Source organism: Phreatobacter sp. (assembly GCF_022843985.1).
In the GTDB taxonomy this organism is placed as follows: Bacteria; Pseudomonadota; Alphaproteobacteria; order Rhizobiales; family Phreatobacteraceae; genus Phreatobacter.
Genome location: NZ_JALHMP010000003.1, coordinates 25725 through 50300 on the forward strand (window position 1 = coordinate 25725; position 24576 = coordinate 50300).

Genomic DNA, 24576 nt, shown 5'->3' on the forward strand with positions numbered 1-24576 from the left:
CGCTTTTCGCCGCAGCGGCGGGCGTCACACCGCCGCGGGCCTGGCCTTGGACCAGGGTCCCATGCGCCAGAGCATGATCAGCCAGATGGCGATGGTCGCGACGCCAAGGATGCCGGCGATGGGCCGGGCGAAGAAGGCGAGGAACGACCCGTCGGACTTGATCATCGAGGTGATGAAGTTCTGCTCGAACATCTCGCCCAGAACCAGGCCAAGGATGACCGGCGCGATGGGAAAGCCATTCTCCTCCAGCATGAAGGCGAAGATGCCGAGGACCAGCATGATGATGATGCCGTAGACCGAATTGGTCATGGCATAGGAACCGACGACGCAGAAGATCAGGATCATCGGCAGCAGGATGTTCTTCGGCACCCGCAGCACCTGTTTGGCCGATTTGATGATCGCCCAGCCGAGCGGCAGCATCAGGAGGTTGGCGAGGACGAAAATCATGAACACCGCATAGATGAGCTGCGGGTTCTGCAGGAACACGGTGGGGCCCGGATTCATGCCCTTCATATAGAGGACGCCGATAACGATGGCGGTGATGGAATCGCCGGGAATGCCGAAGACGAGGGCGGGGATCCAGGCTGCGGCAATGGCGGAATTGTTGGCTGCGCCGGCATCGACGATGCCCTCGACATGGCCGGTACCAAATTTCTGCGGCTCCTTCGAGAAGCGCTTGGAGACGGCGTAGGAGACCCAGGCGGCGATGTCGGCGCCCGCGCCCGGCAGGGCGCCGATGACGACGCCGATGCCCGATCCACGCAGGAAATTGACCCAGTAGCGGCGCAGCACGCCGCCGACACCCTTGAAGACGTTGCCGACCTGCTGGAGCACCACCTCGCCGGAGCCCTGCATGCTGGTGACGCCGCGCAGCAGTTCGGAAATGGCGAACATGCCGATCATCGCCGGGATGAAGCTGACCCCCTGCATCAGTTCCACCGTGCCGAAGGTGAAGCGGGGAAAGCCCGCCGCCGGATCGATGCCGATGGTGCCGAGGCCGAGGCCGAGGAAGAGCGAGGCGAAGCCTTTCAGCGGATCGTTGGTGGCGAGGAACACCGCGCAGGTGAGCCCGAGGGCGGCGAGCCAGAAATATTCGAAGCTCGAGAAGGCCAGGGCGAATTCGGCGAGGGCGGGCGCGGCAAGCACCAGGATGGCGACGCCGATGAGACCGCCGAGAACCGAGGTGACGAGATTGGTGCCGAGGTTGAGGTCGAGCTGCCCCTTCCGGCCCATCAGGTAGCTCTCGTCCGTATAGGCAGCAGAGGCGGGCGTGCCGGGCATCCGCAGCATCGCGGCGGGAATGTCGCCGGCGAAGATCGCCATGGCGGTGGCGGTGACGATGGCACCCAGCGCCGGCACCGGGTCCATGAAGAAAGTCACCGGGATGAGCAGCGCCGTCGCCATGGTGGCGGTGAGCCCGGGCATGGCGCCGACGAACATGCCGAACAGGCCGGAGGCGATGATGATGAGGATGACGTCCCAGCGGAACACCAGAGCGAAGGCCTGGAGGAGGATGTCGACGGTCATCGGGGGCTCCTCACAGGATCCAGTCCATCAGGCCGCGCGGCAGGGGCACGCGCATCATGCTGGCAAAGAACCAGTTGATGCCGAAGGCCGCCACCAGCGCGGTGACGACGGCGACCGGCACGCGGACCTTGAACCAGAGAAAGAGGACGAGAAGGACGACGAGGGTCAGCGGGACGAAACCGACCGTGTCGAGCAGGAAGATGTAGGCGAGGGCCGCGAGGATGACGAGCAGGGCGGAGACGATGTTGGCGGGATCACGCGCCCAGGACGGCACTACGGCCAGGGGCTCGCCCGCCCGCCAGGCCGTGAAGCCGCGGATGACCATCACCAGGCCGCAGAGGATCAGGAGACCCGCGAGCAGGCGCGGAAAGACGGCCGGACCATAGTTCTGGCCGGGAAACTCCGGAAAGCGCAGCGTCAGGATGATGACGATGACGGCGACGACGATGAGGATCGCCCCGCTGACGAGATCGTTGAACCGCACGGGGGATGCCCTCGCCTCCGAGATGGACGGAGCGGCCCCGGCGGGGGCCGCTCCGCAGGAAGGATCAGGCCGAGCGGGCGAGACCGGCGGCCTTCATGGCGACGCCCATGGAGGCGTTGCCGTCGGCCATGAACTTGGCGAAGCCGGCCGCATCAGCCCATTTCACGCCGAAGCCGCGGGCCGCCATGAAGTCGCGGAACTCCTTGGACTCGTTGATCTTCTTCAGCACGCTCGTATAGCGCTCGGCGATCGGGGCCGGCAGGTTCTTCGGCGCGGCAATGCCGCGCCAGGCGCCGACCGTATAGTCGACACCGATCGCCTCCTTCAGCGTCGGCACATCGGCGAACTGCGGGTTCCGCGCCGCCGCCATGATGGCGAGCGACTTGGCGCGGCCGGCATCCAGCATGGCCTTGGCCTCGGGGACCGAGCAGGTGACGATGTCGATGCCGCCGGCGGCGAGATCCTGCATCGCGGGAGCGGCGCCGTTCGAGGGCACCCACGGCACGGCGCTGGCCGGCAGGCCCATGGCGCCAAGCCAGCCGACGAGGGCGAGGTGCCAGATGCCGCCCTGGCCGGTGCCGGAGGCCTTCAGCCTGCCCGGATTGGCCTTGATGGCATCGGCGAGGGCCTTGAGATCCTTGTAGGGGCTGGAGGCTGAGACCTGCACGCCCGGCGGGTCCTCGTTCATCAGGGCGAGGGGCGTGTAGCTGTCGGGGTTGAGCTGGGTCAGGCCCTGCCAGTGCATCATGGTGATTTCCACCGTGATCATGCCGATCGTGTAGCCGTCGGCAGCACCGGTCGCGATGGCCGAATGGCCGACGACGCCAGAGCCGCCGGTGCGGTTGACGACGTTCACCGGCTGGCCGAATTCCTTCTCCATCAGCGAGCCGACGATGCGGGCCGTGGCGTCCGTACCGCCGCCGGCGCCCCAGGGCACGACGAGCGTGATGGGACGGACGGGGAACGTCTGGGCGATTGCCGGTGCGGCAAGCTGCGAGGCGAGGCCAACGCCGGCGGCGGTGACCATGAGGTGGCGGCGCGTGAAATCAGTCATGGTGATCCTCCCTTGATCGATGAGGCCGGTTGATCCGGCTCGTATCTGGTATGGCAGGCTGCACCGGAATGGCGAGCAGTTCAACCGTTTCGGTCGGTCGATATGGCCGCGGCAGGGGAGGGTTGCGGTCCGCCGTGCACCGGCGGTCGTCCCTACTCCGCCGCCTGCACGTAGCCGAGCTTGGCGTTGAGCTTGTCCATCAGGTCGATGGCGGCGTCCGCAATGGGCGTTCCCGGCGGGAAGATGGAGGAGGCGCCGGCGGCATAGAGCGCATCGAAGTCCTGCGGCGGGATGACGCCGCCCACCACGATCATGATGTCGTCGCGGCCCTGCTTTTCCAGCTCCGCCCTGAGCTCCGGCACCAGCGTCAGGTGGCCGGCGGCGAGCGAGGAGACGCCGACGCAGTGGACGTCGTTCTCGATCGCCTGCTTGGCGGCCTCGGCGGGCGTGGCGAAGAGCGGTCCGATATCGACGTCGAAGCCGAGATCGGCAAAGGCGGAGGCGATGACCTTCTGGCCGCGGTCATGGCCGTCCTGGCCGACCTTGGCGACGAGGATGCGGGGGCGGCGGCCCTCATTCTCGGCAAAGGCCTCGACCAGCGCCTGAACCTTCGAGACATTCTCGTTCATGGCGCCGACCTCGCGCTTGTAGACGCCGGAAATGGCCTTGATCTCGGCCTTGTGGCGGCCGAACACCTTCTCCATCGCATCCGACATCTCGCCGACCGTGGCCTTGGCGCGGGCGGCATTGATGGCGAGGGCGAGGAGGTTGCCGTTGCCGGCGGCGCCGGCGGTGAGCGCATCCAGCGCCGCCTGCACCTCGGCCGGATTGCGCTCGGCCCGCAGGCGCTTGAGCTTGTCGATCTGCGAGGCCCGCACAGCGGAATTGTCGACCTTCAGCACGTCGATGGGCTTCTCGCCGTCGGGGCGGAACTTGTTGACGCCGATCACCGACTGGACGCCGGAATCGATGCGCGCCTGGGTCTTGGCGGCGGCCTCCTCGATGCGCAGCTTGGGGATGCCGGCATCGATGGCCTTGGCCATGCCGCCGAGGGCCTCGACCTCCTGGATATGCTCGAAGGCTTTCGCGGCGAGATCGGCGGTCAGGCGCTCGACATAGAGCGAGCCGCCCCAGGGATCGATGATGCGGGTCGTGCCGCTCTCCTGCTGCAGGAAGAGCTGGGTGTTGCGGGCGATACGTGCGGAGAAGTCGGTGGGCAGGGCCAAGGCCTCGTCGAGGGCGTTGGTGTGCAGCGACTGGGTATGGCCCTGCGTCGCGGCCATGGCCTCGATCTGGGTACGCACGACATTGTTGAAGACGTCCTGCGCGGTCAGCGACCAGCCGGAGGTCTGGCTGTGGGTGCGCAGGGCCAGCGACTTGTCGCTCTGCGGGTCGAACGGCTTGACGAGTTTGGCCCAGAGCAGGCGGGCGGCGCGCAGCTTCGCCACCTCCATGAAGAAATTCATGCCGATGGCCCAGAAGAAGGACAGGCGCGGCGCGAACTGATCCACCGTCATGCCGGCGGCGATGCCGGCGCGGATATATTCGACACCGTCGGCGAGGGTGTAGGCGAGCTCGAGGTCCTGCGTCGCCCCGGCTTCCTGCATGTGATAGCCGGAGATCGAGATGGAATTGTATTTCGGCATCTCCTTCGCCGTGTGGGCGAAGATGTCGGAGATGATCCGCATCGAGGGCTTGGGCGGATAGATATAGGTGTTGCGGACCATGAACTCCTTGAGGATGTCGTTCTGGATGGTCCCGGAAAGCTTGGCCTGCGGCACGCCCTGCTCTTCCGCCGCGGCGATGTAGAGCGCGAGGATCGGCAGCACCGCACCGTTCATGGTCATCGACACGCTCATCTGGTCCAGCGGAATGCCGGAGAACAGGGTGCGCATGTCGTAGATGGAATCGATGGCGACACCCGCCATGCCGACATCGCCGGACACCCGCGGATGGTCGCTGTCGTAGCCGCGGTGGGTGGCAAGGTCGAAGGCGACCGACAGGCCCTTCTGGCCGGCGGCGAGATTGCGCCGGTAGAAGGCGTTGGAATCCTCGGCCGTGGAGAAGCCGGCATATTGCCGGATCGTCCAGGGCTGGTTGACGTACATGGTCGGATAGGGCCCGCGCAGGAACGGCTTGATGCCCGGAAAGGTATCGAGGAAATCGATGCCGGCGAGGTCGGCCTCGGAATGGACCGGGCGCACCGCGATCTCCTCCGGCGTCAGCCAGCTGGCGCCGCCGGTGGCCGGGGCCGCGGCGTCGGCGAAGGCGATGGTCGTGAAGTCGGGGATGCGGGTCATGGCATTATCCTCACGCATCCAGCGCCGCGCGCGCGGCCTTCAGGACGGCCAGCACGTCGCCGCCAGTATAGACGAAACCGTCGACGCCCGCAGCCTTGAGGCGGTCCTCCATGTCGCCGGGACGGCCGGCGAGCCAGAGCTGGCGGGCACCGGCCGCCTTGAGCGCCGATGCGACCTCCACCGCTTCAGTGGCATAGAGGTCATCAGAGGAACACAGGCAGGCGATGGCTGCGCCGCTCTCTGCGAAGGCGGCGAGCAGGGCGCCGGCATCGGCAAAAGGTTCGGGGATCGGCGCGTCGAAACCGCCGGCCTCGAAGAGGTTGCGGGCGAAGGCGGCGCGCGCCGTGAAGGCGGCGACGGGTCCGATGACGGCGAGGAAGACTTTCGGCCGCGTGCCGGTTTCTGCGGCGATGGCATCGAGGTCGGCGCGCAGGACCTCGAAGGGGGCGGCGAGGCGGATGGGCGCCAGCCGGTCGACGAAGACCGTGTCGCTCTTCGCCCGCGACAGCGCCGCGCGGATGACCCCGCCGGCGAAGGCCTCGACCTGCGCCGCGAAGCGCTCGCCCCGGCCGGCCTCGGGCAGGTCGACGAGGGCGGCACCGCGCCGCGTCTCGCGCGCCGGTGGGGTCAGCACCTCCGGCACGGCCTCGTGGACATTCGGGAACTCGGACGCGCCGGTCAGCGGCTCGCGCCGTTTCGCGACCGCAATGGCCCGTTCGGCACGGATCCCGGCGACGGCGGCCTGCACGGTCCCGGCGGAGAGAGCAGCGACGATCCCCCCTTCCCTCTCCCACGCCTGGAACAGCGCCCAGGCGCGCTGGCAGAGTTCGTCGGTCAGTGCCTCGATCCCGCCGGCGCCGGCCGCGGCATCGGCGACGCGGTGCAGATTGGATTCCTCGATCAGGATCAGCTGGGTGTTGCGGGCGATCCGGCGGGCGAAACCGTCCGGCAGGCCGATAGCGGCCGTCCAGGGTTCGACCACGACATGATCGGCGCCGCCGATGCCCGCGGCGAAGACGGCCGTCGTCGTGCGCAGCCAGTTCACGGCCGGATCGACCTTGGTCACCATGCGCCAGGCCGTTTCGGCATGGAGGTCGAGATGGGTAGGGATCAGGCCGGCAGCCGTCTGCAGCCGCGCCCAGAGCTTGCGCATGGCGCGCAGCTTGGCGGTGGTGAGGAACTGGTCGGCATCGGCGGACAGAACGACGGAGATGGCCTGAAGGGCCTCGGCGAGCGGCAGGCCGGCGGCCTCCAGCATGCGCCAGTACTGGACGGCGGTGCCGAGAACATAGGCGAGTTCCTGGGCCTCCGACCCACCGGCGTCGTGGATGACGCGGCCATCGGCCGCTAGCTGCGTTCCGGCAAAGCCGCGCGCGCGCAGGCCAAGCACGGCATCGCTCGCCTTGGCGGCGGCGCCCTCCCAGCTCTCCAGCGTGCCGCGGCGGGCGAAGGCGCCGATCGGATCGATGCCGAAGGCGATGGCGAGGCTCTTCGGGTCGCGCCCGTCACGCTCCACCATGGCCGCCAGCATGGCCGCGACATGACCGGCCGAGGTGCCTGCGTCGATCCGGACGGGAATGAGGTCGAGCATCACGCCGGCGAGCAGCGCGTCGAGGTCGGCGAGGCCGTCGATCACCATGGCGTCGCCGCGGCGGTCGCCGATGGCGCCGCGCGTGACCACGACGAGGCCGGAGGCGCCGCCCGCGAGGTCTTCCAGCGCCTGCACATTAGCGACCGCGGGATCGGGGTGGTCGGCACGCTGGGTAATGGTCCAGGGGAGGCCGGGCGCGCGGCCGGCGAGCGGCGCCGCGCCGGCCTTGCGCGGATAGAGCGGCTGGATCGCGATCCCGTCGGCGGTACGGCCGACCAGGACCTTGTCGAAGGGCTTGCCCTTGAGCACCGCGTCGACGGCGGCGCGCCACTGCGCCTCGGTGGCGGGCCGAAACTCGGCGGCGAGCGCGAGCGGGGTGGCGGGCGGGGTCGGTGCTGTCGTCATGGCGCTTCGATGCCACGAAGGCGCGCCGGCTGGAAGGCGTCCTTTGGGCGGAGCGATGCCACGGATAGGTCCCAAACCCGTTCCGGCGCGCCGCCTTTACCCAGCCTTAACCATGATCGCCGCAGAACTGCAGGCGAACCAACAGGCGCGAGCGGGGTTTGCATGAAGGTCGTGATCCTGGCCGGTGGCGGCGGCACGCGCATGTCGGCCGACGGGGACCTGGCGCCGAAGCCGATGCTCGACATCGGCGGCCGTCCCATCCTCTGGCACATCATGCGGTCGTTCTGCCTGCAGGGCTTCGACGATTTCGTCGTCGCGGCGGGACAGCAGGGGGAGAAGATCAAGCGCTTCTTCCTCGACGAGGTGGACACGGCCGGCGACATCGCCATCGATGCCGGTCGGCGCGAGATCGCCCGCACCGGCGGCGCGGACGACCACTGGCGGGTGCGCATCGTCGATACCGGACTGCATACGGAAACGGGCGAGCGGGTGATGCGTCTGCGCGAACTCATCGGCCGCGAGCCGTTCATCGTGACCTATGGCGACAGCGTCTCGGACGTCGACGTCCATGCCGTGATGGCGCAGCATCGCCGCCGCGGCCATCTGGTCACCGTCACGGCCGTGCGGCCGCCCTCACGCTTCGGCGGCATCCGCTTCGACGGCGACAAGGTGGCGGGTTTCGTCGAGAAGCCGCAGATCGGCGAGGGCTGGATCAATGGCGGCTTCGCCGTCTTCGATCCCGCCGCCTTCGACCACCCGGCCCTCGCCGCCCGCGGCGCGACGCTCAACGGCCTGTTCGAGACCCTCGCCAACGAGCGCCGCCTTGGCGCCTACCGGCACGAGGGCTTCTGGCTCGCCGCCGACACGCTGCGGGCGCTGAAGCTGCTCGAGGGCCTGTGGGACAGCGGCGAGGCGCCCTGGATCCGTCCGGCCACGGCCCATGCCGCCGCGGCGCAGGGGAGCGCGTGATGAAGGTCGTCGACTGCCCCCGCGCCCGCCTCTACGACGTCGTCGCCGGAGCCTTCGCGACGCTCGGCCGCCAGCCGGCCATGATCGAGCTCGGCGTCCACAAGGGCGACAATGCCACCCGGCTGATGGAGGTCCTGGGCACCCGCCATGCCGTGCTGGTCGATGCCTGGAGCGCCGAAGCGCTCGCGACCTATTCGCACTTCGACAAGCTCCCGCCCTGGATTCTGCCGCTGACCGCCTTCGAGCGCTATTTCGGCGGCAGCCTCTCGGACCAGGCGACCTTCGACCGCACCTATGAGGTCGCCCGCCAGCGCTTCGAAGGACGCGGGGACGTCGAGATCATCCGCGACGACACGGTCCCGGCCTTCGCCCGCATCCGCGACCGCCATGGCGACGGCGCCTTCGACTTCATCTATGTCGACGCCAACCACCAGTACGAATACGTGCTGCGCGACCTGCTCTACTACCAGCACCTGCTCGCCGCCGACGGCGTCATGATGCTGAATGACTGCTGCCACAGCCAGAAGGGCATGAACCAGAATCTCGGCGTGCTCGAAGCGGTGGGCAACTTCATGAAACGCGCCGACTTCGTCCCCGTCGCCCTGACCAGCACCGACATGAGCGACCTCCTCATCGCCCGCCGCGGATCGGCCATGGTGGGGGCTCTCGATGCAGCGCTCGACGCCACCGATATCTCCTTCGTCGAGGTCATGCCGCAGATGCTGGCGGCGGCGCATATCCGGGTCAGCCCGCAGGGGCGCGCGCGCGTCAGCTTCGCCTAGGCGCGGTCAGGCAGGCGGGTGACGCCCGCCGTGTCGATGCGGGCTGCAAGATCGGCGACGCCAAGACCGCCGACCACCCAGTCCGGCGCGATTTCAGCCAGCGGCACCAGGACGAAGGCGCGGTCCGTCATGCGCGGATGCGGCAGATGCAGGTCCGGTTCGTCGAGGACCACGTCATCATAGGCGAGGATGTCGATATCGACCGGGCGCGGGCCCCAGCGCCGTCCGGAGGCGCGATCGCGGCCGAGGGAGGCCTCCACCGCCAGCGCCCGCTTCAGCAGCGCGCGCGGCGACAAATCCGTCGCGACCTTGAGGCAGAGATTGACGAAGGCCGGCTGGTCGGTGACGCCCCAGGGCGGTGTCCGGTAATCGGCCGAACGGGCGAGGAGCCGCACGTCGGCGCCGTCGCAGAAGGCCGCGACCGCACGATCGAGCGTGGCGCGGACATCGCCGACATTGCCGCCGAGGCCGATCAGCGCCTGCGACATCAGGCGGGGCGCCGGCGCGTCATCACCACGCCGACATCGTCGAAGATGGCGGCGATCGGCGCATGCGGCTTGTGCACGGTGACGGTCACCGCCGTGATCGGCGGGAAAGCGGACAGAATCGCATCGGCGACCGCCCCGGCGGCGGCTTCGAGCAGCTTGAAGTTGCGCGCCTTGAAGGTGCGGACGGTGACGGCGGCGACATCGGCATAGGAGACGGTGTCGGCGAGATGGTCGCTCGCCGCCGCGGCCGACAGATCGAGCGCCAGATCGAGGTCGATGACGAAGCGCTGGCCGACCTCGCTCTCATGCGACAGAAGGCCGTGATGAGCATGGACCAGCAGGCCCGTGAGAAAGATGCGGTCGCTCATGCGGCCTTCCTGATGGCGGCCGCCACCTTCAGCGCCTGGACGGTCTCGCGGACGTCATGGGCGCGGATGATGGCGGCTCCCGCCTGCATGGCGAGAAGATGGGCGGCGAGCGATCCGCCGATGCGCTCGTCGACGCTGGAGGGGTCGATGAGGTCGATGAAGCGCTTGCGCGAGGCGCCGACCAGCATGGGCAGGCCGAGGGCCCCCAGCCGGTCGAGCCTGGCCAGGGTCTCGATGCTCTGCTGCGGCGTCTTGCCGAAACCGATGCCGGGATCGATGGCGATGCGGTCGCGACCGATGCCGGCGGCCTCGGCGATGGCGACGGAGCGGGCGAGGAAGGCGAGGACATCCGCGATGATGTCGAGGTCGGGATCGGCCGCGTCGCGGTTGTGCATGACGATGACGGGGACGCCGCGCGCGGCCACCAGCGGCGCCATGGCGGGGTCGCGCTGCAGGCCCCAGACGTCATTGACGATGACAGCGCCCTGATCGAGGGCCCAGCGGGCGACATCGGCCTTGATCGTGTCGATGGAGACCGGCAGGCCGAGCCTGACGACCTCGGGCAGGACCGGGGCGAGCCGGGCGATCTCCGCGTCGCGGTCCACTGGTTGCGCGCCGCCATAAGGCCGGGTGGATTCGGCGCCGATGTCGAGGATGTCGGCGCCGGCGGCCGCCATGCGCTCGGCATGGCGGATCGCGACGAGGGGGTCGAAGAACCGCCCCGCGTCGGAGAAGGAATCCGGCGTGACGTTGAGGACGCCCATCACCGCCGGGCGGTCTTCCTTGAGGAAACGGCCGAGCGGCCCGCCGTGCGGGAGGGGATCTGGATGATGCGATGGCGCCATGGCGCCTGCCTTGGACGCCAAGCCCCCCGCCCTGTCAATACCGGGCCGGCGCTTCGCTGCCCCTCCTGCCCGTTGGCATAGGGCCTGACGCGGAGCGTGATGCGATGACCGACGGGCGAGGCCGGCCGCGCCCATACCCCTCCCCGCCGGGGAGAGGTGAAACGGCGGGCGGCGAGCGACCCAAAGCTCAGACGAACTGCGACAGGCCCGGCGTGCCGGCGACGATCTGGCCCATCACGTCCTCGCCGGCCTTCTCGCGGCCGAAGGCCATCAGTTCCTTGCCGACGGTCGAGATCTGGCCCATGTCGAGGCCGGCGCCCATCAGATTGGCGCCGAGGCCCATGATGCCGCCGCCCATCAGGCCGCCGACCATGCCCATCAGGCCCCCGCCCCCCTCGCCCTCGCCCTGGGCGATCAGCGCCTCGGCACCCGGTAGCGCGGCCAGCATCTGCTGGACCTGGGCCTGCGGTCCTTCCTTCTGGAGGAAGCCGAGGATCATGCCGACGGCCTTGGTGGCGAGCCCTTCGTCGATGCCGGCAGCGGCCGCGACGCGGTTGATGAGCTCCTGAATCATGATGGTCTCCCGGCTTCGACGGCTTCGGCTGGCATGCCCCGTCGATCGCGGCGCACTATGGCCAAGCGGCAGGCGGGGGGCAAGCGCCGGTCATGGTTTCGCCGGCCCGCCGCCTGTGCTTTGCTGCGGCGAGACTCAAGCCCGAGGAGATGCCCCATGACCGCGGTTCAAGCCCTGAAGCCGGCCGCCGCCTATGACCGTTCCAGCGTCGAGGCGGTGATCCAGCTCTATTTCGACGGGCTCTACGAGAGCGACGTCGGCAAGCTCAGTGCCGCTTTCCATCCGACTGCCGACCTGCGCTGGCAGGACAAGGGCGAGTTGCAGGTGCTGACCGTGCCAGACTGGATGGAGCGGGTCGCCAAGCGCGCTTCGGCGCAATCGCAGGGCCAGGCGCGCCACGACTTCATCGTGACGATGGACCGCGCCGACGAGGCCACCGCCTTCGTCAAGGTTCATTGCGCCCTGCCGCCGCGCTTCTTCACCGATTATCTGGTGCTGCTGAAGCTCACCGACGGCTGGCGGATCGTGTCGAAGGCCTATCGCTACGACGTGCGGGAGTGACGGGCGGCCGTTCCCTGCCCATCCGGACCTGAACGGCGAAGGGGACCTTGCGGGTCCCCTTTTTCGTGATCGGGTCTGACGGGGGCCCTGCATCTGGCAGCTGCGAGCTTCAAGGCGCGCGGCCGACCATCGCGGGCGCCCCATCCGCCTCAGCACATATTGGGCTGGGCGGCGCAGGCGACGCGCGCCCGCGCGAGATTCTCGCGCAGCTTTTCCAGGCCGACGGCGCCGACGACGACCTCGTCGCCCACCACATAGGTCGGCGTGCCGTTGATGCGCAGCGTTTCGGCGAGGCGCATGTTCTCGGCCAGCGTGTCGCGCACCTGCGGAGACTGCATGTCACGCTGCAGGCGGGCCATATCGGCGCCGACCTCGCGGGCGACCTCGAGGGCGCGGGCGCCATTGGCCTGGCCACGGCCACCGAGCAGCTTCTGGTGGAATTCGAGATATTTCGGCGGGGTGATCTGCATCTTCAGGGCGACGGCGACCTGGGCGGCCTCCATCGAGCCCTGGCCGAGAACGGGGAAGTCCTTCAGGACGATGCGCAGGCGGGGATCCGAGCGCAGCAGTTCCAGGGTCTCCGCCAGCGCCCTTTTGCAGAAGCCGCAATTGTAGTCGAAGAACTCGACCAGGGTGACGTCGCCCTGGGGATTGCCGAGCACGACCTGGTTCGGCGCGCGATAAAGCGCCTGGCGGTTGGCGGAGAAGGCGGCGGCGCGGGCGCGGTCCTCGGCCTGGGCCTGGCGCTTCTCCAGTTCCACCAGCGCTTCCTGCAGGACCTCGGGGTTCTTCAAGAGGTAGTCGCGGATGATCGATTCGATGCGGGCGCGCTCGTCGGCGGTCGGTGGCGCGGACTGGGCGAGGACCGGACCGACCACCGCAAGAAGGGCCACGAAGGCCGGCGCGATCAGGCGCTTGAACATGACAGGGATCCTCAGTTGCGCACGGGGCGCTGATTATAGATGTCCTCGGCGATCAGCCAGCCGGGCGAACCGGTCGGGAGCGAGCCCTGGGCGCGGCGGGCGAGGCCGCGCGCCGTCTGGAGATCACCGGAATAGTAGGAGGCCTGCGCCGCCGCCAGGTCGGCCTGGCCGCGATCGTTCTTGCGGCCATAGGCGATGGCGAGCTGGCGGTAGCCGTCGCCGGCCTCCGGCTCGCGCTGGAGGGCAAGCCGCAGCTCGCGGATGGCCTCGTCGAGCACGGCATTGTTGCCGGAGGCGACGAGGGCGTGGCCGAGCATGATGCGGATGAGGCCGGCATTGGGAGCCAGCGAGACGGCGCGGCGCAGCGGCCCCATGGCGGCGGCGGGCTGTCCGGTCTCCAGCAGGATCTGCCCCTTGATCTCGTGGAAATGGGGGTTGTTGGGCTGGGCACGGATCAGTTCGTCCGCCATGGCGACGGCGCGGGCACGGTCGCCGAAGCGGAACATCTGGATGGTGCGGGCATAGCGGGCCGGCAGCGACGTGTCGGAGGGCGGATAGCGCCGGGTGATGGCATCGGACCGGTCGAGGAAGCCGGCGAGCTTGGCCCGCGCCAGCTGGTGGCGGGCGTTCAGCGCCGGCGGATCGGGCTTGTCGTAATGGGGGCTCGCCCGCGCCAGCGGCTCGATGATGGCGATGCGGTCGGCCGGCATGGGATGGCTGATCGTATAGGGATCGACATGCCGGGCGATGAACATCGTGTCGTTGTGCAGGCGGCGGAACGTCTCAACCATGCCCTTGGCCGATTGTCCGGTGGCGTTGAGATAGGTGATGGCGGCGCGGTCGGCGGCCGCTTCCTCGCCGCGCTGGTAGGACAGCAGCGAGCGCATGCCGATCTGCGTCCCGGCGGTGAGAACACCCGGCGCCGCCTCGCCGACGCCGGAGCGACCGCTGGCGGCTCCGGCCGCGGCGCCCGCCACACCGACGATCATGCCAAGGGCGGCGATGATCTGGGCGCGCTCCACCGCCTCGCGCAGCCGGGCAAGATGGCCGCCGGCAATATGGCCGGTCTCGTGGGCGATGACGCCGATCAGTTCGTTCGGGGTGCGCGAATCGAGGATGGCGCCGGCATTGATGAAGATGCGCCGGCCATTGGCGACGAAGGCGTTGAAGCTACGGTTGTTGACGATGATGACATTGGTCTGGCTGCCGCCGACGCCGGCGGCACGGAACAGCGGCCGGGCATAGTCACGCAGCAGGTTCTCGATCTCCGTGTCGCGGATGATCGGCAGGCCGCCGGGCATCTGGGCATGGGCCGCGGGCATGGCCGCCATCAGGCCGGCGAGGGCGACAGCCACGGCACGGATCGGAAACTTGAACGACATCATCGCTCGGAACCCTAAGGAGCAGGCCGTTGGGGGTCAATTCGGGGGCCGGTCACAACAGGGAGAGAGCGGTGACCCGGCCCGCCCCGTGTGATAGGCGCTTGGCGGTCCTCTTGCATGGCCAAGGGGGCGAAACCATGACGCAGAAGCCGGCCGGGATGACATGACCATGACGCGCGAGGGCCTTGCCCGCCAGATCCTCACCCCCACCCGGCGTGGCTCCGTCGCGCCCTTCCTGGTCATGGATGTCATGACGGCGGCGGCGAAGGCCGAGGCGGCGGGCCAGAACGTCATCCATATGGAGGTCGGCCAGCCGGCAGCACCGACGCCGGTGAGCATTCGCAAGGCGGCGGCCGACGCGCTGACGGGCGGCCAGATCGGCTACACTCTGGCGCTCGGCATTCCCGAGCTCCGGCAGCGCATCGCCCGCCATTATGCCGAAGCGCACGGCGTCGAGGTGCCGATCGGCCGGATCGCCGTGACGATGGGCTCCTCCTCGGCCTTCATCCTGAGCTTCCTCGCGCTGTTCGAGGCCGGCGCGCGGGTGGCCATCGCCAGCCCCGGCTACCCCGCCTACAAGAACATTCTGGAGGCGCTCGGCTGCGAGGTGGTGTTCATCGAAACGACGGCGGCGACGCGCTATGCGGTGACACCGGACATGCTGGCCGCCGAACATGCGAAGAAGAGGCTCGACGGCATCCTCATCGCCAGCCCGGCCAATCCCACCGGCACGATGATGACGCCGGAGGCCCTGAAGGCGCTGGTGGAGGCCGCGCAGGCGATGGGCATCCGCTTCATCTCCGACGAGATCTACCACGGGCTGTCCTACGAGATGCCCTGCCACACGGCGCTGGAGACGAGCGAGGACGTCATCGTCATCAACTCCTTCTCGAAATATTACTGCATGACCGGCTGGCGCATCGGCTGGATGATCGTGCCGGAGAGCCTCGCCCGCTCGGTCGAATGCCTGGCGCAGAACCTGTTCATCTCGGCGCCGCAGCTCAGTCAGGTGGCCGCCCTCGCGGCATTCGAGGCGACGGCGGAACTGGAGGTGATCAAGGCCGGCTATGCCGCCAACCGGCGGGTGCTGCTGGACGGCCTGCCGAAGGCCGGGCTTGACCGGCTGCTGCCGGTGGACGGCGCCTTCTACGTCTATGCGGACGTCTCGCGCTACACCAATGACAGCCTCGATTTCGCCCGGCGGATGCTGGCCGAGACGGGGATCGCCGCGACGCCGGGGCCGGATTTCGACCCCTATGGCGGGCTGCAGGCCATCCGTTTCTCCTTCGCCGGCTCGACGGCGGACATGGAGGAGGCGGTGAAGCGGCTGGGGGCTTGGTTGCGGTAGTGCGACCGCATCGACGCTGCGAACTGAGCGCGCATCACCACGCCGTCATGCCCGGGCTCGTCCCGGGCATCCACGACTTGACCACCGCCCTTCGAGGAATTCGTGGATGCCCGGGACGAGCCCGGGCATGACGGAACCTGTAACGCTATCGACCGGAACGGTCTGGCAGTCCGAAGACCCTTGCCCGATGCAGGGCAGATGAGGTCGAGTGAGGCGCTGCAGTGAGACCCGCCACTATGACCACGCTCCTCGTCACCGGCTTCGGCCCCTTCCCCGGCTGGGAGCGCAACCCGACGCCCGCCATGGTGGCGGCCGTGACCACGCAGCACCTTGCGGGCGTGAAGATCGTCGGCCACGTCTTCAACACGGTCTATGCCGAGGTCGCCCGCGACCTGCCGGCGCTCATCGCCAGGCACCGTCCCGACGCCGTGCTGCTCTTCGGCCTTGCCGGCCGCACCGGCCATGTCCGCATCGAGAAGCATGCCCACAATGTCACGACACGACGGGTGCCGGACGCCTCCGGCGCCTTCCATCCCACCTCCGACATTCGGGCCGACGCGCCGTGGCGCTTGCCGACCACCTTCGCCACCGGCCCGCTGGCGACACGGCTGAAGCGCGCCGGCCTCGATGCCCGCCCCTCGCCCTCGGCCGGCGAATATCTCTGCAACTTCTCCTACTGGCTGGCGCTGGAGGCCGTCGCGCAGGGCCGGACGCAGCGCGCGCTCTTCGTCCATGTGCCGCTGCCGCTCAAGGCCGGCCGCTCGGCCAGAGGTGCCTTCTCCCGTCGAATGACGGCCGACGACCTTGCCGCTGTGGCGCGGACGGCGGCGCTGGCGATCACCGGCCGTCCCGCCTGTTTGGCGAAGCCAGTGCGCAGGCTGCGGGCCCAGCCGGAGCGGCCTTAGGGCCATCCCGTTCCGGCACAGGTCGCTCCGGCACGGTGCTTGCGCTGATCTCCGCAACACCCGGAGTGCCCCATGCTCGCCCGCCGTTCATTCCTCTTCGCTGCCGCTGCCACCCTCGCCCTGCCGGCTTCTGTCCACGCAGCGACGCTCGACGCGGCGTCCCTCGGCCTCAAGCCCGGCGCAGCGGAAGACCAGACCCGCATCCTGCAGCGCGCCGTGGAAATGGCCGCCGGCTCGCGGATGCCGCTGCGCCTCGCCCCCGGCGCCTACAAGGTCGGCGAGATCCGGCTTCCCGCCAACACCCAGATCCTCGGCGTGCGCGGTGCCACCCGCCTGGTGTTCCAGGGCGGGACGGCCTGTCTCTCGGCCCAGCGGGCCGACATGGTGACGCTGTCCGGCCTCGTCATCGAGGGCAACGGCAAGCCCCTGCCGGAGAAGCGCGGCCTGATCGTGCTCGAGCACGGCCGCGGTGTCCGCGTCGAGGATTGCGAGATCGCCGGTTCGAGCCACCACGGCATCGTCCTCGAGGGGATCGACGGACTGGTGCGCGGCAACACCGTCTCCGGCGTCGCCAAGGCTGCCATCGTGGCGCTCGACAGCCGCGGCCTGACCCTGGCGCAGAACACCATCCGCTCGGCCGCCAATAACGGCATCCTCGTCTGGCGCACCATCGCCGGCGACGACGGCACCATCGTCGAGGGCAACCGCATTGAGGAGATCGGTGCGCGCGACGGCGGATCGGGCCAGAACGGCAATGCCATCAACGTCTTCCGCGCCGGCAACGTCACCGTCACCGGCAACCGCATCCGCGGCGCGGCGTTCTCGGCCGTGCGGGCCAACGGCGCGGCGAATGTCGCTGTCACCGGCAACAACTGCGCCGCCCTCGGCGAGGTCGCCGTCTATATCGAATTCGGCTTCGAGGGCGCGGTGGTCGCCAACAACATCATCGACGGTGCCGCTCTCGGCATCGTCGCCACCAATTTCAACCATGGCGGCCGGCTCGCCAACATCCATGGCAACATCATCCGCAACCTCGTCAACCGGCGCCCCGCCGGAACCGATCCGCATGACCCCGCAGGCATCGGCATCTCGGCCGAGGCCGATGCCGCCATCTCCGCCAATGTCATCGAGGGGGCCCCCACCGCCGGCATCCAGCTCGGCTGGGGCCAGTACATGCGCGACCTGTCGGTCACTGCCAATGTCATCAAGGGTGCGCCGGTGGGCATTGCCGTCTCGGTCGTGCCCGGCGCGGGACAGGCGCTGATCGCCGACAATCTCGTGCAGGGCGCCCGGATCGGCGCCGTGGTCGGCATGGAATGGAAGCGGCCGGTGACCGGCGACATGGCCCGCGAGGGCGTCGGCCGCTTCGCCCAGCTCAGCGTCTCCGGCAACCGGGTGCGCTAAGCCGCGTCATCTGCGCCGCCATTCCGCGTGAACCGTGACCGGTCCGGAGAGGTCCTCGCGGTTGATGCGGTAGCTGAGGTCGTAGAGACCGCCGTCGCCGATCTCCAGGACGGCCGCGCACCGGACCTCCAGCAGGTCGGCGGAGAGCTCGCGCCGGTCGGTAATGCGCACGTTCTGGATGTTCTTCTCCCGCAGGATGCGGTGGAGGGCCTCACTGGTCCCGGTTGTGGTGCATCCGGGCAACCGCGTGTCGAAGAGGGTGATAACGCCGGCAATAGCGGCGACCAGCGCCAGCAGCGCGGCGACATAGGCGAGAAGCTTCCCGCCCCGGCCTGCTGTCACCGTCCCGGCGGCGGGCCCATCGGTCATTCGCTTGTGACCTTCGCTCAAGTGCGCTCCCGTCTGTCCCGCGCGCCAGCTCCCGGCGGCGGGCGCGCCGGACCGCTTGGGCCGGACAGCACGTTAACACCACGTTAACCGGATCAGTCCACGGTCTCTGACCAAGCTTGTCCTGTCCGGAGGCGTCGATGCGCGCGCTGGCCCGTTTCATCGCGGTTCCCACCCTCCTCGGCCTCCTCGCGTTTCCCGCCGGAGCCGCCGAAGCCTGTCCGCCGTCCGACCTCGAGCGCTTCACGGCGGAGGCGATGGTCGCCGATGCCGATCTTCGCCAAAGCGCGGGCGAAGCCCTCCAGGCCTGCGCCAGCTTCGCGCTCGACCAGTATCGCAATGTCGGCGAGATCGAGGAGCGCATCCTCGTCCATATCGCTGCGCTCGCCGGCCGCACCTCCTATGCGACCTATGCCGCCGACGAGATCCCCCATGCATCACCGGCCCTGATCGCCCTGCTCGGCGTGGCGTTCCGTCCGCTCTATCCGCACCTGCGCTCGCTCTCCGAGGAGGAGAATACGGCGGCCCTGAGGACCATCGTCTTTCATCTGCTGTCACAGACGGGCCCGCTTGCGACCGGATCGGTCGCCAGGCCCGCGCCAGCGACCGGAGCACGGCCATGACGCCCGAGGAGACCGCGCTGCCCCGTCTGGTCGCACCGCCCCTGTCGCCGGCCGGCAGTTTCGACGCCGATGTGGCCGATCTGCACGAGGTCGAGTGGCTCCGGCCCGAGCCGATCGTCCGCAAGGACTGATCCTCCCGGGCTGGACCGCGGGAATCCGGCGCCGGCACGGTCCGGCCGCGACCGCCGTGACGGCGAAGAGGGATGGAGGCTGATGATCAGGGGTTCCGCCGTCCCGCGCACCGGAGCGCTCGTCGCCATCGACCCCTCCGCCCATGTCCATGCGTCGGCCCAGATCTACGGAAGGGTGACCCTCGCCGCCGGGACCTCCGTCTGGCCCAACGCGGTCATCCGCGCCGAAATGTACGAGGTGGTGATCGGCGAGCGCTCGAACATCCAGGATTTCGCGATGGTCCATGTCGGCAGCGTCAGCGGCACCTTCATCGGGCGCGACTGCTCGATCACCCACCATGTCACGCTGCACGGCTGCACGATCGGCGACAATGTGCTGGTCGGGATCGGTGCCACCATCATGGACGGCTGCGTGATCGGCGCCAATTCGATCATTGCCGGTGGCTCCTTCCTGAAGGAAAACACGGTGATCCCGCCCAACTCCGTCGTTGCCGGCGTGCCGGCGGTGCTGAAAGCGAACCGCGACTGCGGTGACGCCAACCGCTTCAACGCCTGGCTCTACACGCAGAACGCCGAGGCCTATGCCCGCGGCGAGCATCGCTGCTGGGACGCGATCGATCTCGACGCCGCCGCCGCGCGTTTCGGCATCACCCGCAGGGCCTAGCGCACGATCCGCCGCTCGATGCGGAACCGCATCTCGATGCCCGGACTCGTGCCCTGGCGGCGGTCCGGCGTCAGCCAGTGGCTGTAGCGGGCGGTGGCGGGCGGGTCACCGGGCAGGTCGAGGCTGAAGCGGGCGATCTCCCGGCCGCCGCGCGCGAGGATGATGGCGCGCATGCCGGAGGGCTCCACAAGCGGCAGGACGGCGTCGGCGGTCGTGACGTCGTAGGCGTCGACCCGCCATTCAAGCCCCTCGGCGGGTACATGGCTCCGGCCAGCCTCGCCGGTGAGGGCGAGGTCGCGCCAGCCGAGGCCGTCGAGGCGCAACTGGACGATCAGAAAGGGCTGGACCGGCGGCGGCGGGGTGGTCACGGCGAAGGCGACATAGCCGAGGGCGACGGAAAAGAAGGCGACAGCCGCGACAGCCGCCGCGGCGAGGCGGAGCATGGCGCCCGACCGCGCGAGGCGCGACAGCATCAGCCAGAGCCCGAGGGCGCCGCCGGCGGCACCGCCGATCCCGCCCATGGCCACGGCGAAGGCCGAACGGTCCGCCGACCGGCCGAGATCGAGCCAGTCGGCGAAGGCGAGTGCGCCCGTCCGGCTGGCGAAACCCGACAGCAGGGCACCCGCCAGGGCGGCGCCGACGACGGCGGCGAGGCCCAGGGCAAGGCCATGCCCGGCGGTAACCGAGGACGTTGCAGGAGGGGGAAGCGGACTGTGCTCGGACATGGCTCGACTGACGCGCCGCGAAGGCGGCTTGCGTGTCAGTCGTGCCGGACAGCCAGAAGGTTCAAACGGCCAAGCGCCGGCCGCCCCGCCTCACTTCTCGACGAAGGCCTTCTCGATGACGAAATGGCCGGGACCGGAAATGGCGCCCTCGTCGAAGCCGCGGGCGACCAGCATGTCGACCATGTCCTTGAGGAAGGCCGGCGAGCCGCAGATCATGACCCGGTCATTGGCCTTGTCGAGCGGCGGCAGCCCGAACTCCGCCTGCAACTTGCCGCTGTCGAGGAGCTCGGTGATGCGGCCGTTGTGGATATAGGGCTCGCGCGTCACCGTGGGATAGTATTTCAGCTTCTCGCGCACCAGTTCGCCGATCAGCTCGTCGTCCGGCAGTTCCTTCGACACGTAGTCGCCATAGGCCTGTTCGGCGATGAAGCGGGTGCCGTGGATCAGCACGACATTCTCGAACCGGTCGTAGACCTCGGGGTCCTTGACGACGCTGATGAAGGGGGCGAGGCCGGTGCCGGTGCCACAGAGATAGAGGTTCTTGCCGGGCAGCAGGGCATCCTGCACCAGGGTGCCGACCGGCTTGCGCCCGACCAGGATCTGGTCGCCGACCTTGATGTTCTGCAGGTGCGAGGTCAGCGGACCGTCGGGGACCTTGATGGAGAAGAATTCCAGATTGTCCTCATAGTTGGAGGACACGATGGAATAGGCGCGCAGCAGGGGTCGGCCGTTGATTTCCAGGCCGATCATGGTGAACTGGCCGTTGACGAACCGAAAAGCCGGGTCGCGCGTCGTCTTGAAGGAAAACAGGCGATCCGTGTAGTGGCGCACGTCGATGACGCGCTCGGAGTTCAGGTTCGACATGGCAGAGCCCGGGGTGACTGGCGCCAGAGACAGTTTCGTTCGTACACGAATGATACCGCATTGCACCAACTAGACAAGAGCATGCACCGGGGCAAAAACGAAATCGCGGGGCTGGATCAAACGGCCGCTGCGCCGTCTGGCCACCGGACCGATGGACGGGGCCTTGCCCGCCGACCGGCGATGCCTATGCTGACCGCCCCTGACATCCGGACCCGTCATGCCCCCCGATATCCTCTGTTTCGGCGAAGCCCTTGGTGAGTTCAATCAGACCATCCCGCGCGAGCCAAACTATCTGTTCGGCTTCGGCGGCGACACGTCGAACTGCGCCATCGCGGCGGCGCGGTCGGGGGCGAGCGTCGGCGTGATCGGCGCCGTCGGTGACGACACGTTCGGCCAGGCCTTCCTCGACCTGTGGCGGGCCGAGGGCATCGACATCAGCGCGATGCGCATGCCGCCGCAGAGCGAGACCGGCCTCTATTTCATCACCCACGGGCCGGATGGCCATGAATTCGCCTATCGCCGCGCCGGCTCGGCGGCCGCGCGCTTCACCTCAGCCGACCTGCCGGTCCCGGCGGTCCGTGCCGCGAAGATCCTGCATGTCTCCGGCATCTCGCAGGCGATCTCCCCCTCGGCCAGCGCCGCCGTGCGGATGGCCATCGCCGAGGCACGTGCGGCCGGTGTGACGGTGTCCTATGACACCAATCTGCGGCTGCGGCTCTGGCCGCTGGAGCGGGCGCGTGAGGTGACCAACGAGGCCATGCGGCTCGCCGACATCGCCCTGCCCGGCCTCGACGACGCGCGCCAGCTCACCGGCCGCGACACGCCCGACGCCATCGCCGATTTCTATCTCGAAGGGGGCTCAAAGATCGTGGCGCTGACCCTCGGGCGGGACGGTGCGCTGATCGCCACGGCTGGTGAGCGCCGGGTCATCCCCTCGATCCGGGTTGGAGCCGTCGATGCGACCGGGGCGGGCGACTGTTTCGACGGCGCCTTCCTCGCCGAATGGCTGGCGACCGGCGACCCCTTCCAGGCCGGCCGCTATGCCTGCGCGGCGGCGGCGCTGTCCACCACCGGCTATGGCGCGGTGGCGCCCCTGCCGCGCCGTGCGGCGGTGCTGGCGGCGCTGGCGTCGGCGGGCTGAAACGACAACACCCGGCGGAAGGCCCCGCCGGGTGTAGCTGCAGGCCGAAGCGGCAAGAACGACTACTGGCTGACGCCGCTGGCGCGGATCGGGCCCGCCCACTTCTCGATCTCGCTCCGCACGAGCTGGCCGAGATAGGCCGGGCCGCGGCGCTCCGGCGTCGCCAGGATGGCGCCGAGGCCCTCGAGGCGCTGCCTCACCGCCGGCGTGTCCATCGCCTCGACGGTGACGGCGCGCAGGCGCTCGACGATGGCGGGCGGCGTGTCCTTGTGGAAGAAGAATGCGTTCCACGTATAGGCCTCGAAACCCTGGAGGCCCTGCTGCTGGGCCGTCGGCAGGTCGGGGAAGACTGTCGCGCGGTTGGCGGTGAGGGTCGCCAGCGCCTTCACCGAGCCGCCCTGGATATGCGGCATGGCGGTGGAGGAGATCTCGCACATGTAGTCGACGCGGCCGCCGACCAGATCCTGGATGGCAGGAGCAGAGCCGCGATAGGGCACGTGGGTGACGTCGTTGGCGCCGATGACGGAGTTCAGGTAGAGGCAGCCCAAATGCACGGCCGAACCGGCGCCGGCGGAGGCAAACTGCAGCTTGGCCTGGTTGGCCTTAACGTGGGCGATGAACTCCTGGAGGTTGTTGGCCGGGAAATCCTTGCGCGTGATGAGGATCAGCGGCACCTCGGCGATCAGGGTGACCGGCGCGAAATCGGTGGCGGCGTTGTAGAGCGGCTGCTTGTAGAGCGTCTGGTTCACCGCATGGGTGCCGACCGTGCCGAGCACGAAGCTGTAGCCGTCGGGCGAGCCGCGCGAGACGCGTGCCGTCCCGGTCATACCGCCGGCGCCGCCGACATTCTCCACCACCACCTGCTGGCCGAGGATCTGCGACATGCGCTCGGCCATGATGCGGCCGAGCACGTCGGTCGGGCCACCGGCGGCAAAGGGGATGATCATCGTCACCGGGCGCGCCGGCCAGGTCTGGGCGTGGACCGCGGGCGCGGCACCGAGCAGCGAGGCGGCGGCGACAAGGGCAAGCAGGGCTCGTCGGGAGGTCGGTTTCATGCATGGACTCCTCTGGAAGCGGCGGATCATGGCCAAAAGGTGCGGGTTGTCCAGCCCCGAATGCAGGCAGCGGCACACCGCCGCAATCAGCGCGGGCCCTTCCGGATCACCGGAGCCGGAACATGGGCGCCATGACGGCAGGGACTGGCAATTGCCCGCCCAGGCTCTATGGTCCGCCACCTTTTCGACCGGAGAGACCCATGACCACCACCCGCATCGCCATTGCCGGCCTCGGCGCCATCGGACGCACGCTCGCTGCACGGATCGCGGGCGGAACGATCCCGGGCACCAGCCTCGCCTGCGTCGCCGCCCGGGATGAGGCCAAGGCCAAGGCCTGGCTCGCCGAGCAGGGCATCAAGGTGCCCGTCGTGCCGCTAGCCGATTTTCCGACCCATGCGGACCTCGCGGTCGAATGCGCCCCTGCCTCGGTGATCGAGGAGATCTGCGCGCCGATGCTGAAAGCGGGCAAGAAGGTGATGGTGCTGTCCTGCGGCGCGCTGCTGCCGCGGCCCCACCTGATGGACATGGCGAAGACCCATGGCGGCCAGATCATCGTGCCGACCGGCGCCCTGCTCGGCCTCGACGCCGTCACCGCCGCGGCCGAGGGCACGATCCATTCGGTGCGGATGATCACGCGCAAGCCGCCGAAGGGCCTGGTCGGCGCCCCCTATCTTGTCGAGAAAGGCCTCGACATGGACGCGGTCAAGGAGCCGACGCTGATCTTCTCGGGGTCCGCCCGCGACGCCGCCAGGGGCTTCCCGGCCAATGTCAATGTCGCCGTGGCGCTGTCGCTGGCCGGTATCGGACCGGACCGCACGACGATCGACATCTGGGCCGACCCGACGGTGACCCGCAACTGCCACGCCATAGAGGTCGATTCGGATTCGGCGAAGCTGACCCTTGCCATCGAGAACATCCCGTCCGACAACCCGAAGACCGGCCGGATCACCGCGCTGTCGGTCATCGCAGCCCTGCGCAAGCTGAACGCGCCGGTCCGCGTCGGCACATGACGGCGGCATTCGGCCGCCCCCCACGGGACGGCGGCCGAGCCCGCTTGCAACCCTCCGATCAGGCGC

General features: G+C 69.0%; 26 protein-coding genes. 11 read left to right on the top strand and 15 right to left on the bottom strand.

The genetic code is table 11. From position 1 onward, the window contains the following. Positions 1-24: 24 nt before the first annotated feature. The 5 genes from Q0C57_RS02540 to Q0C57_RS02560 form a co-directional block, all read right to left on the bottom strand. Positions 25-1527: a tripartite tricarboxylate transporter permease gene (locus Q0C57_RS02540; protein ID WP_296571638.1), complete on the bottom strand. Its 1503-nt coding sequence runs from the start codon at positions 1525-1527 to the stop codon at positions 25-27. A 10-nt stretch (positions 1528-1537) separates the two neighbouring features. Then, entirely contained in the window at positions 1538-2011 is a 474-nt protein-coding gene (locus tag Q0C57_RS02545; protein ID WP_296571641.1) for a tripartite tricarboxylate transporter TctB family protein, read from the bottom strand. A 64-nt stretch (positions 2012-2075) separates the two neighbouring features. Further along, positions 2076-3065, bottom strand: coding sequence for a tripartite tricarboxylate transporter substrate binding protein (locus tag Q0C57_RS02550; protein WP_296571644.1), 990 nt, complete (start codon positions 3063-3065; stop codon positions 2076-2078). Between the two features lie 152 nt (positions 3066-3217). Then, a complete protein-coding gene (gene scpA / locus Q0C57_RS02555) occupies positions 3218-5365 on the bottom strand; it encodes a methylmalonyl-CoA mutase (protein ID WP_296571647.1) in 2148 nt (715 codons plus the stop codon). Positions 5366-5375: 10 nt separating this feature from the next. Further along, entirely contained in the window at positions 5376-7361 is a 1986-nt protein-coding gene (locus Q0C57_RS02560) for a methylmalonyl-CoA mutase subunit beta (protein WP_296571650.1), read from the bottom strand. Positions 7362-7523: 162 nt separating this feature from the next. Between Q0C57_RS02560 and Q0C57_RS02565 the strand changes: the two genes are divergently transcribed. Together Q0C57_RS02565 and Q0C57_RS02570 are read left to right on the top strand one after the other, a co-directional pair. Next, positions 7524-8330, top strand: coding sequence for a sugar phosphate nucleotidyltransferase (locus Q0C57_RS02565; RefSeq protein ID WP_296571653.1), 807 nt, complete (start codon positions 7524-7526; stop codon positions 8328-8330). Further along, positions 8330-9112 (top strand): class I SAM-dependent methyltransferase, encoded by a 783-nt coding sequence (locus Q0C57_RS02570; RefSeq protein ID WP_296571655.1) that lies wholly within the window; start codon positions 8330-8332, stop codon positions 9110-9112. Before Q0C57_RS02565 ends, Q0C57_RS02570 begins: the two co-directional genes overlap by 1 nt. Here Q0C57_RS02570 and folK read toward each other — a convergent pair. The 4 genes from folK to Q0C57_RS02590 form a co-directional block, all read right to left on the bottom strand. Then, positions 9109-9600 carry a 2-amino-4-hydroxy-6-hydroxymethyldihydropteridine diphosphokinase gene (folK, locus tag Q0C57_RS02575; RefSeq protein ID WP_296571656.1) on the bottom strand — a complete coding sequence of 164 codons (492 nt, stop codon included), beginning with the start codon at positions 9598-9600 and terminating at the stop codon, positions 9109-9111. The two genes, Q0C57_RS02570 and folK, sit on opposite strands and share 4 nt — an antisense overlap. Then, entirely contained in the window at positions 9600-9968 is a 369-nt protein-coding gene (folB, locus tag Q0C57_RS02580) for a dihydroneopterin aldolase (protein ID WP_296571658.1), read from the bottom strand. The genes folK and folB overlap by 1 nt, the downstream gene beginning before the upstream one ends. After that, positions 9965-10732, bottom strand: a complete 768-nt coding sequence (gene folP / locus Q0C57_RS02585; RefSeq protein WP_296572125.1) for a dihydropteroate synthase — start codon at positions 10730-10732, stop codon at positions 9965-9967. The genes folB and folP overlap by 4 nt, the downstream gene beginning before the upstream one ends. 268 nt (positions 10733-11000) lie before the next feature. Beyond that, the gene (locus Q0C57_RS02590; RefSeq protein ID WP_296572128.1) at positions 11001-11384 is read right to left on the bottom strand and encodes a DUF2267 domain-containing protein; all 384 of its coding nucleotides are present in this window, start codon (positions 11382-11384) and stop codon (positions 11001-11003) included. A 159-nt stretch (positions 11385-11543) separates the two neighbouring features. Here Q0C57_RS02590 and Q0C57_RS02595 point away from each other — a divergent pair, with 159 nt between their 5' ends. Then, a complete protein-coding gene (locus Q0C57_RS02595; RefSeq protein WP_296571660.1) occupies positions 11544-11948 on the top strand; it encodes a nuclear transport factor 2 family protein in 405 nt (134 codons plus the stop codon). A 149-nt stretch (positions 11949-12097) separates the two neighbouring features. Here the strand turns inward: Q0C57_RS02595 and Q0C57_RS02600 are convergent, their stop codons facing one another. Then, on the bottom strand, positions 12098-12871 hold the full coding sequence (locus tag Q0C57_RS02600; RefSeq protein ID WP_296571661.1) for a DsbA family protein: 774 nt from the start codon (positions 12869-12871) through the stop codon (positions 12098-12100). Between the two features lie 11 nt (positions 12872-12882). Further along, complete coding sequence (locus tag Q0C57_RS02605; RefSeq protein ID WP_296571664.1) at positions 12883-14253, bottom strand: M48 family metalloprotease; 1371 nt, start codon at positions 14251-14253, stop codon at positions 12883-12885. 163 nt (positions 14254-14416) lie between these two features. On the opposite strand from Q0C57_RS02605, the gene Q0C57_RS02610 reads away from it, so the two are divergent. The 3 genes from Q0C57_RS02610 (at position 14417) to Q0C57_RS02620 (ending at position 17910) form a co-directional block, all read left to right on the top strand. Then, positions 14417-15601, top strand: a complete 1185-nt coding sequence (locus Q0C57_RS02610) for an aminotransferase class I/II-fold pyridoxal phosphate-dependent enzyme (RefSeq protein ID WP_296571667.1) — start codon at positions 14417-14419, stop codon at positions 15599-15601. Between the two features lie 236 nt (positions 15602-15837). Further along, positions 15838-16506 (top strand): pyroglutamyl-peptidase I, encoded by a 669-nt coding sequence (locus Q0C57_RS02615; RefSeq protein WP_296571670.1) that lies wholly within the window; start codon positions 15838-15840, stop codon positions 16504-16506. A 72-nt stretch (positions 16507-16578) separates the two neighbouring features. Then, entirely contained in the window at positions 16579-17910 is a 1332-nt protein-coding gene (locus Q0C57_RS02620) for a TIGR03808 family TAT-translocated repetitive protein (RefSeq protein WP_296571673.1), read from the top strand. 6 nt (positions 17911-17916) lie between these two features. On the opposite strand, the gene Q0C57_RS02625 is transcribed toward Q0C57_RS02620, so the two are convergent. Beyond that, the gene (locus Q0C57_RS02625; RefSeq protein ID WP_296571676.1) at positions 17917-18279 is read right to left on the bottom strand and encodes a hypothetical protein; all 363 of its coding nucleotides are present in this window, start codon (positions 18277-18279) and stop codon (positions 17917-17919) included. A 158-nt stretch (positions 18280-18437) separates the two neighbouring features. Here Q0C57_RS02625 and Q0C57_RS02630 point away from each other — a divergent pair, with 158 nt between their 5' ends. The 3 genes from Q0C57_RS02630 (at position 18438) to Q0C57_RS02640 (ending at position 19715) form a co-directional block, all read left to right on the top strand. Further along, positions 18438-18920: a hypothetical protein gene (locus Q0C57_RS02630; RefSeq protein WP_296571679.1), complete on the top strand. Its 483-nt coding sequence runs from the start codon at positions 18438-18440 to the stop codon at positions 18918-18920. Then, positions 18917-19051, top strand: coding sequence for a hypothetical protein (locus Q0C57_RS02635; protein WP_296571682.1), 135 nt, complete (start codon positions 18917-18919; stop codon positions 19049-19051). The genes Q0C57_RS02630 and Q0C57_RS02635 overlap by 4 nt, the downstream gene beginning before the upstream one ends. A gap of 82 nt (positions 19052-19133) precedes the next feature. Beyond that, the gene (locus Q0C57_RS02640) at positions 19134-19715 is read left to right on the top strand and encodes a gamma carbonic anhydrase family protein (protein ID WP_296571685.1); all 582 of its coding nucleotides are present in this window, start codon (positions 19134-19136) and stop codon (positions 19713-19715) included. Here the strand turns inward: Q0C57_RS02640 and Q0C57_RS02645 are convergent. Together Q0C57_RS02645 and Q0C57_RS02650 are read right to left on the bottom strand one after the other, a co-directional pair. Continuing rightward, positions 19712-20440, bottom strand: coding sequence for a hypothetical protein (locus Q0C57_RS02645; RefSeq protein WP_296571687.1), 729 nt, complete (start codon positions 20438-20440; stop codon positions 19712-19714). The genes Q0C57_RS02640 and Q0C57_RS02645 overlap by 4 nt on opposite strands. A gap of 90 nt (positions 20441-20530) precedes the next feature. Then, positions 20531-21304: a ferredoxin--NADP reductase gene (locus tag Q0C57_RS02650; protein WP_296571690.1), complete on the bottom strand. Its 774-nt coding sequence runs from the start codon at positions 21302-21304 to the stop codon at positions 20531-20533. Positions 21305-21521: 217 nt separating this feature from the next. Between Q0C57_RS02650 and Q0C57_RS02655 the strand changes: the two genes are divergently transcribed. Continuing rightward, a complete protein-coding gene (locus tag Q0C57_RS02655) occupies positions 21522-22445 on the top strand; it encodes a sugar kinase (RefSeq protein WP_296571693.1) in 924 nt (307 codons plus the stop codon). A 62-nt stretch (positions 22446-22507) separates the two neighbouring features. Here the strand turns inward: Q0C57_RS02655 and Q0C57_RS02660 are convergent, their stop codons facing one another. After that, positions 22508-23500, bottom strand: a complete 993-nt coding sequence (locus Q0C57_RS02660) for a tripartite tricarboxylate transporter substrate-binding protein (RefSeq protein ID WP_296571696.1) — start codon at positions 23498-23500, stop codon at positions 22508-22510. A gap of 200 nt (positions 23501-23700) precedes the next feature. Here Q0C57_RS02660 and Q0C57_RS02665 point away from each other — a divergent pair, with 200 nt between their 5' ends. Further along, the gene (locus tag Q0C57_RS02665; protein WP_296571698.1) at positions 23701-24510 is read left to right on the top strand and encodes an aspartate dehydrogenase; all 810 of its coding nucleotides are present in this window, start codon (positions 23701-23703) and stop codon (positions 24508-24510) included. Positions 24511-24576: the final 66 nt, after the last annotated feature.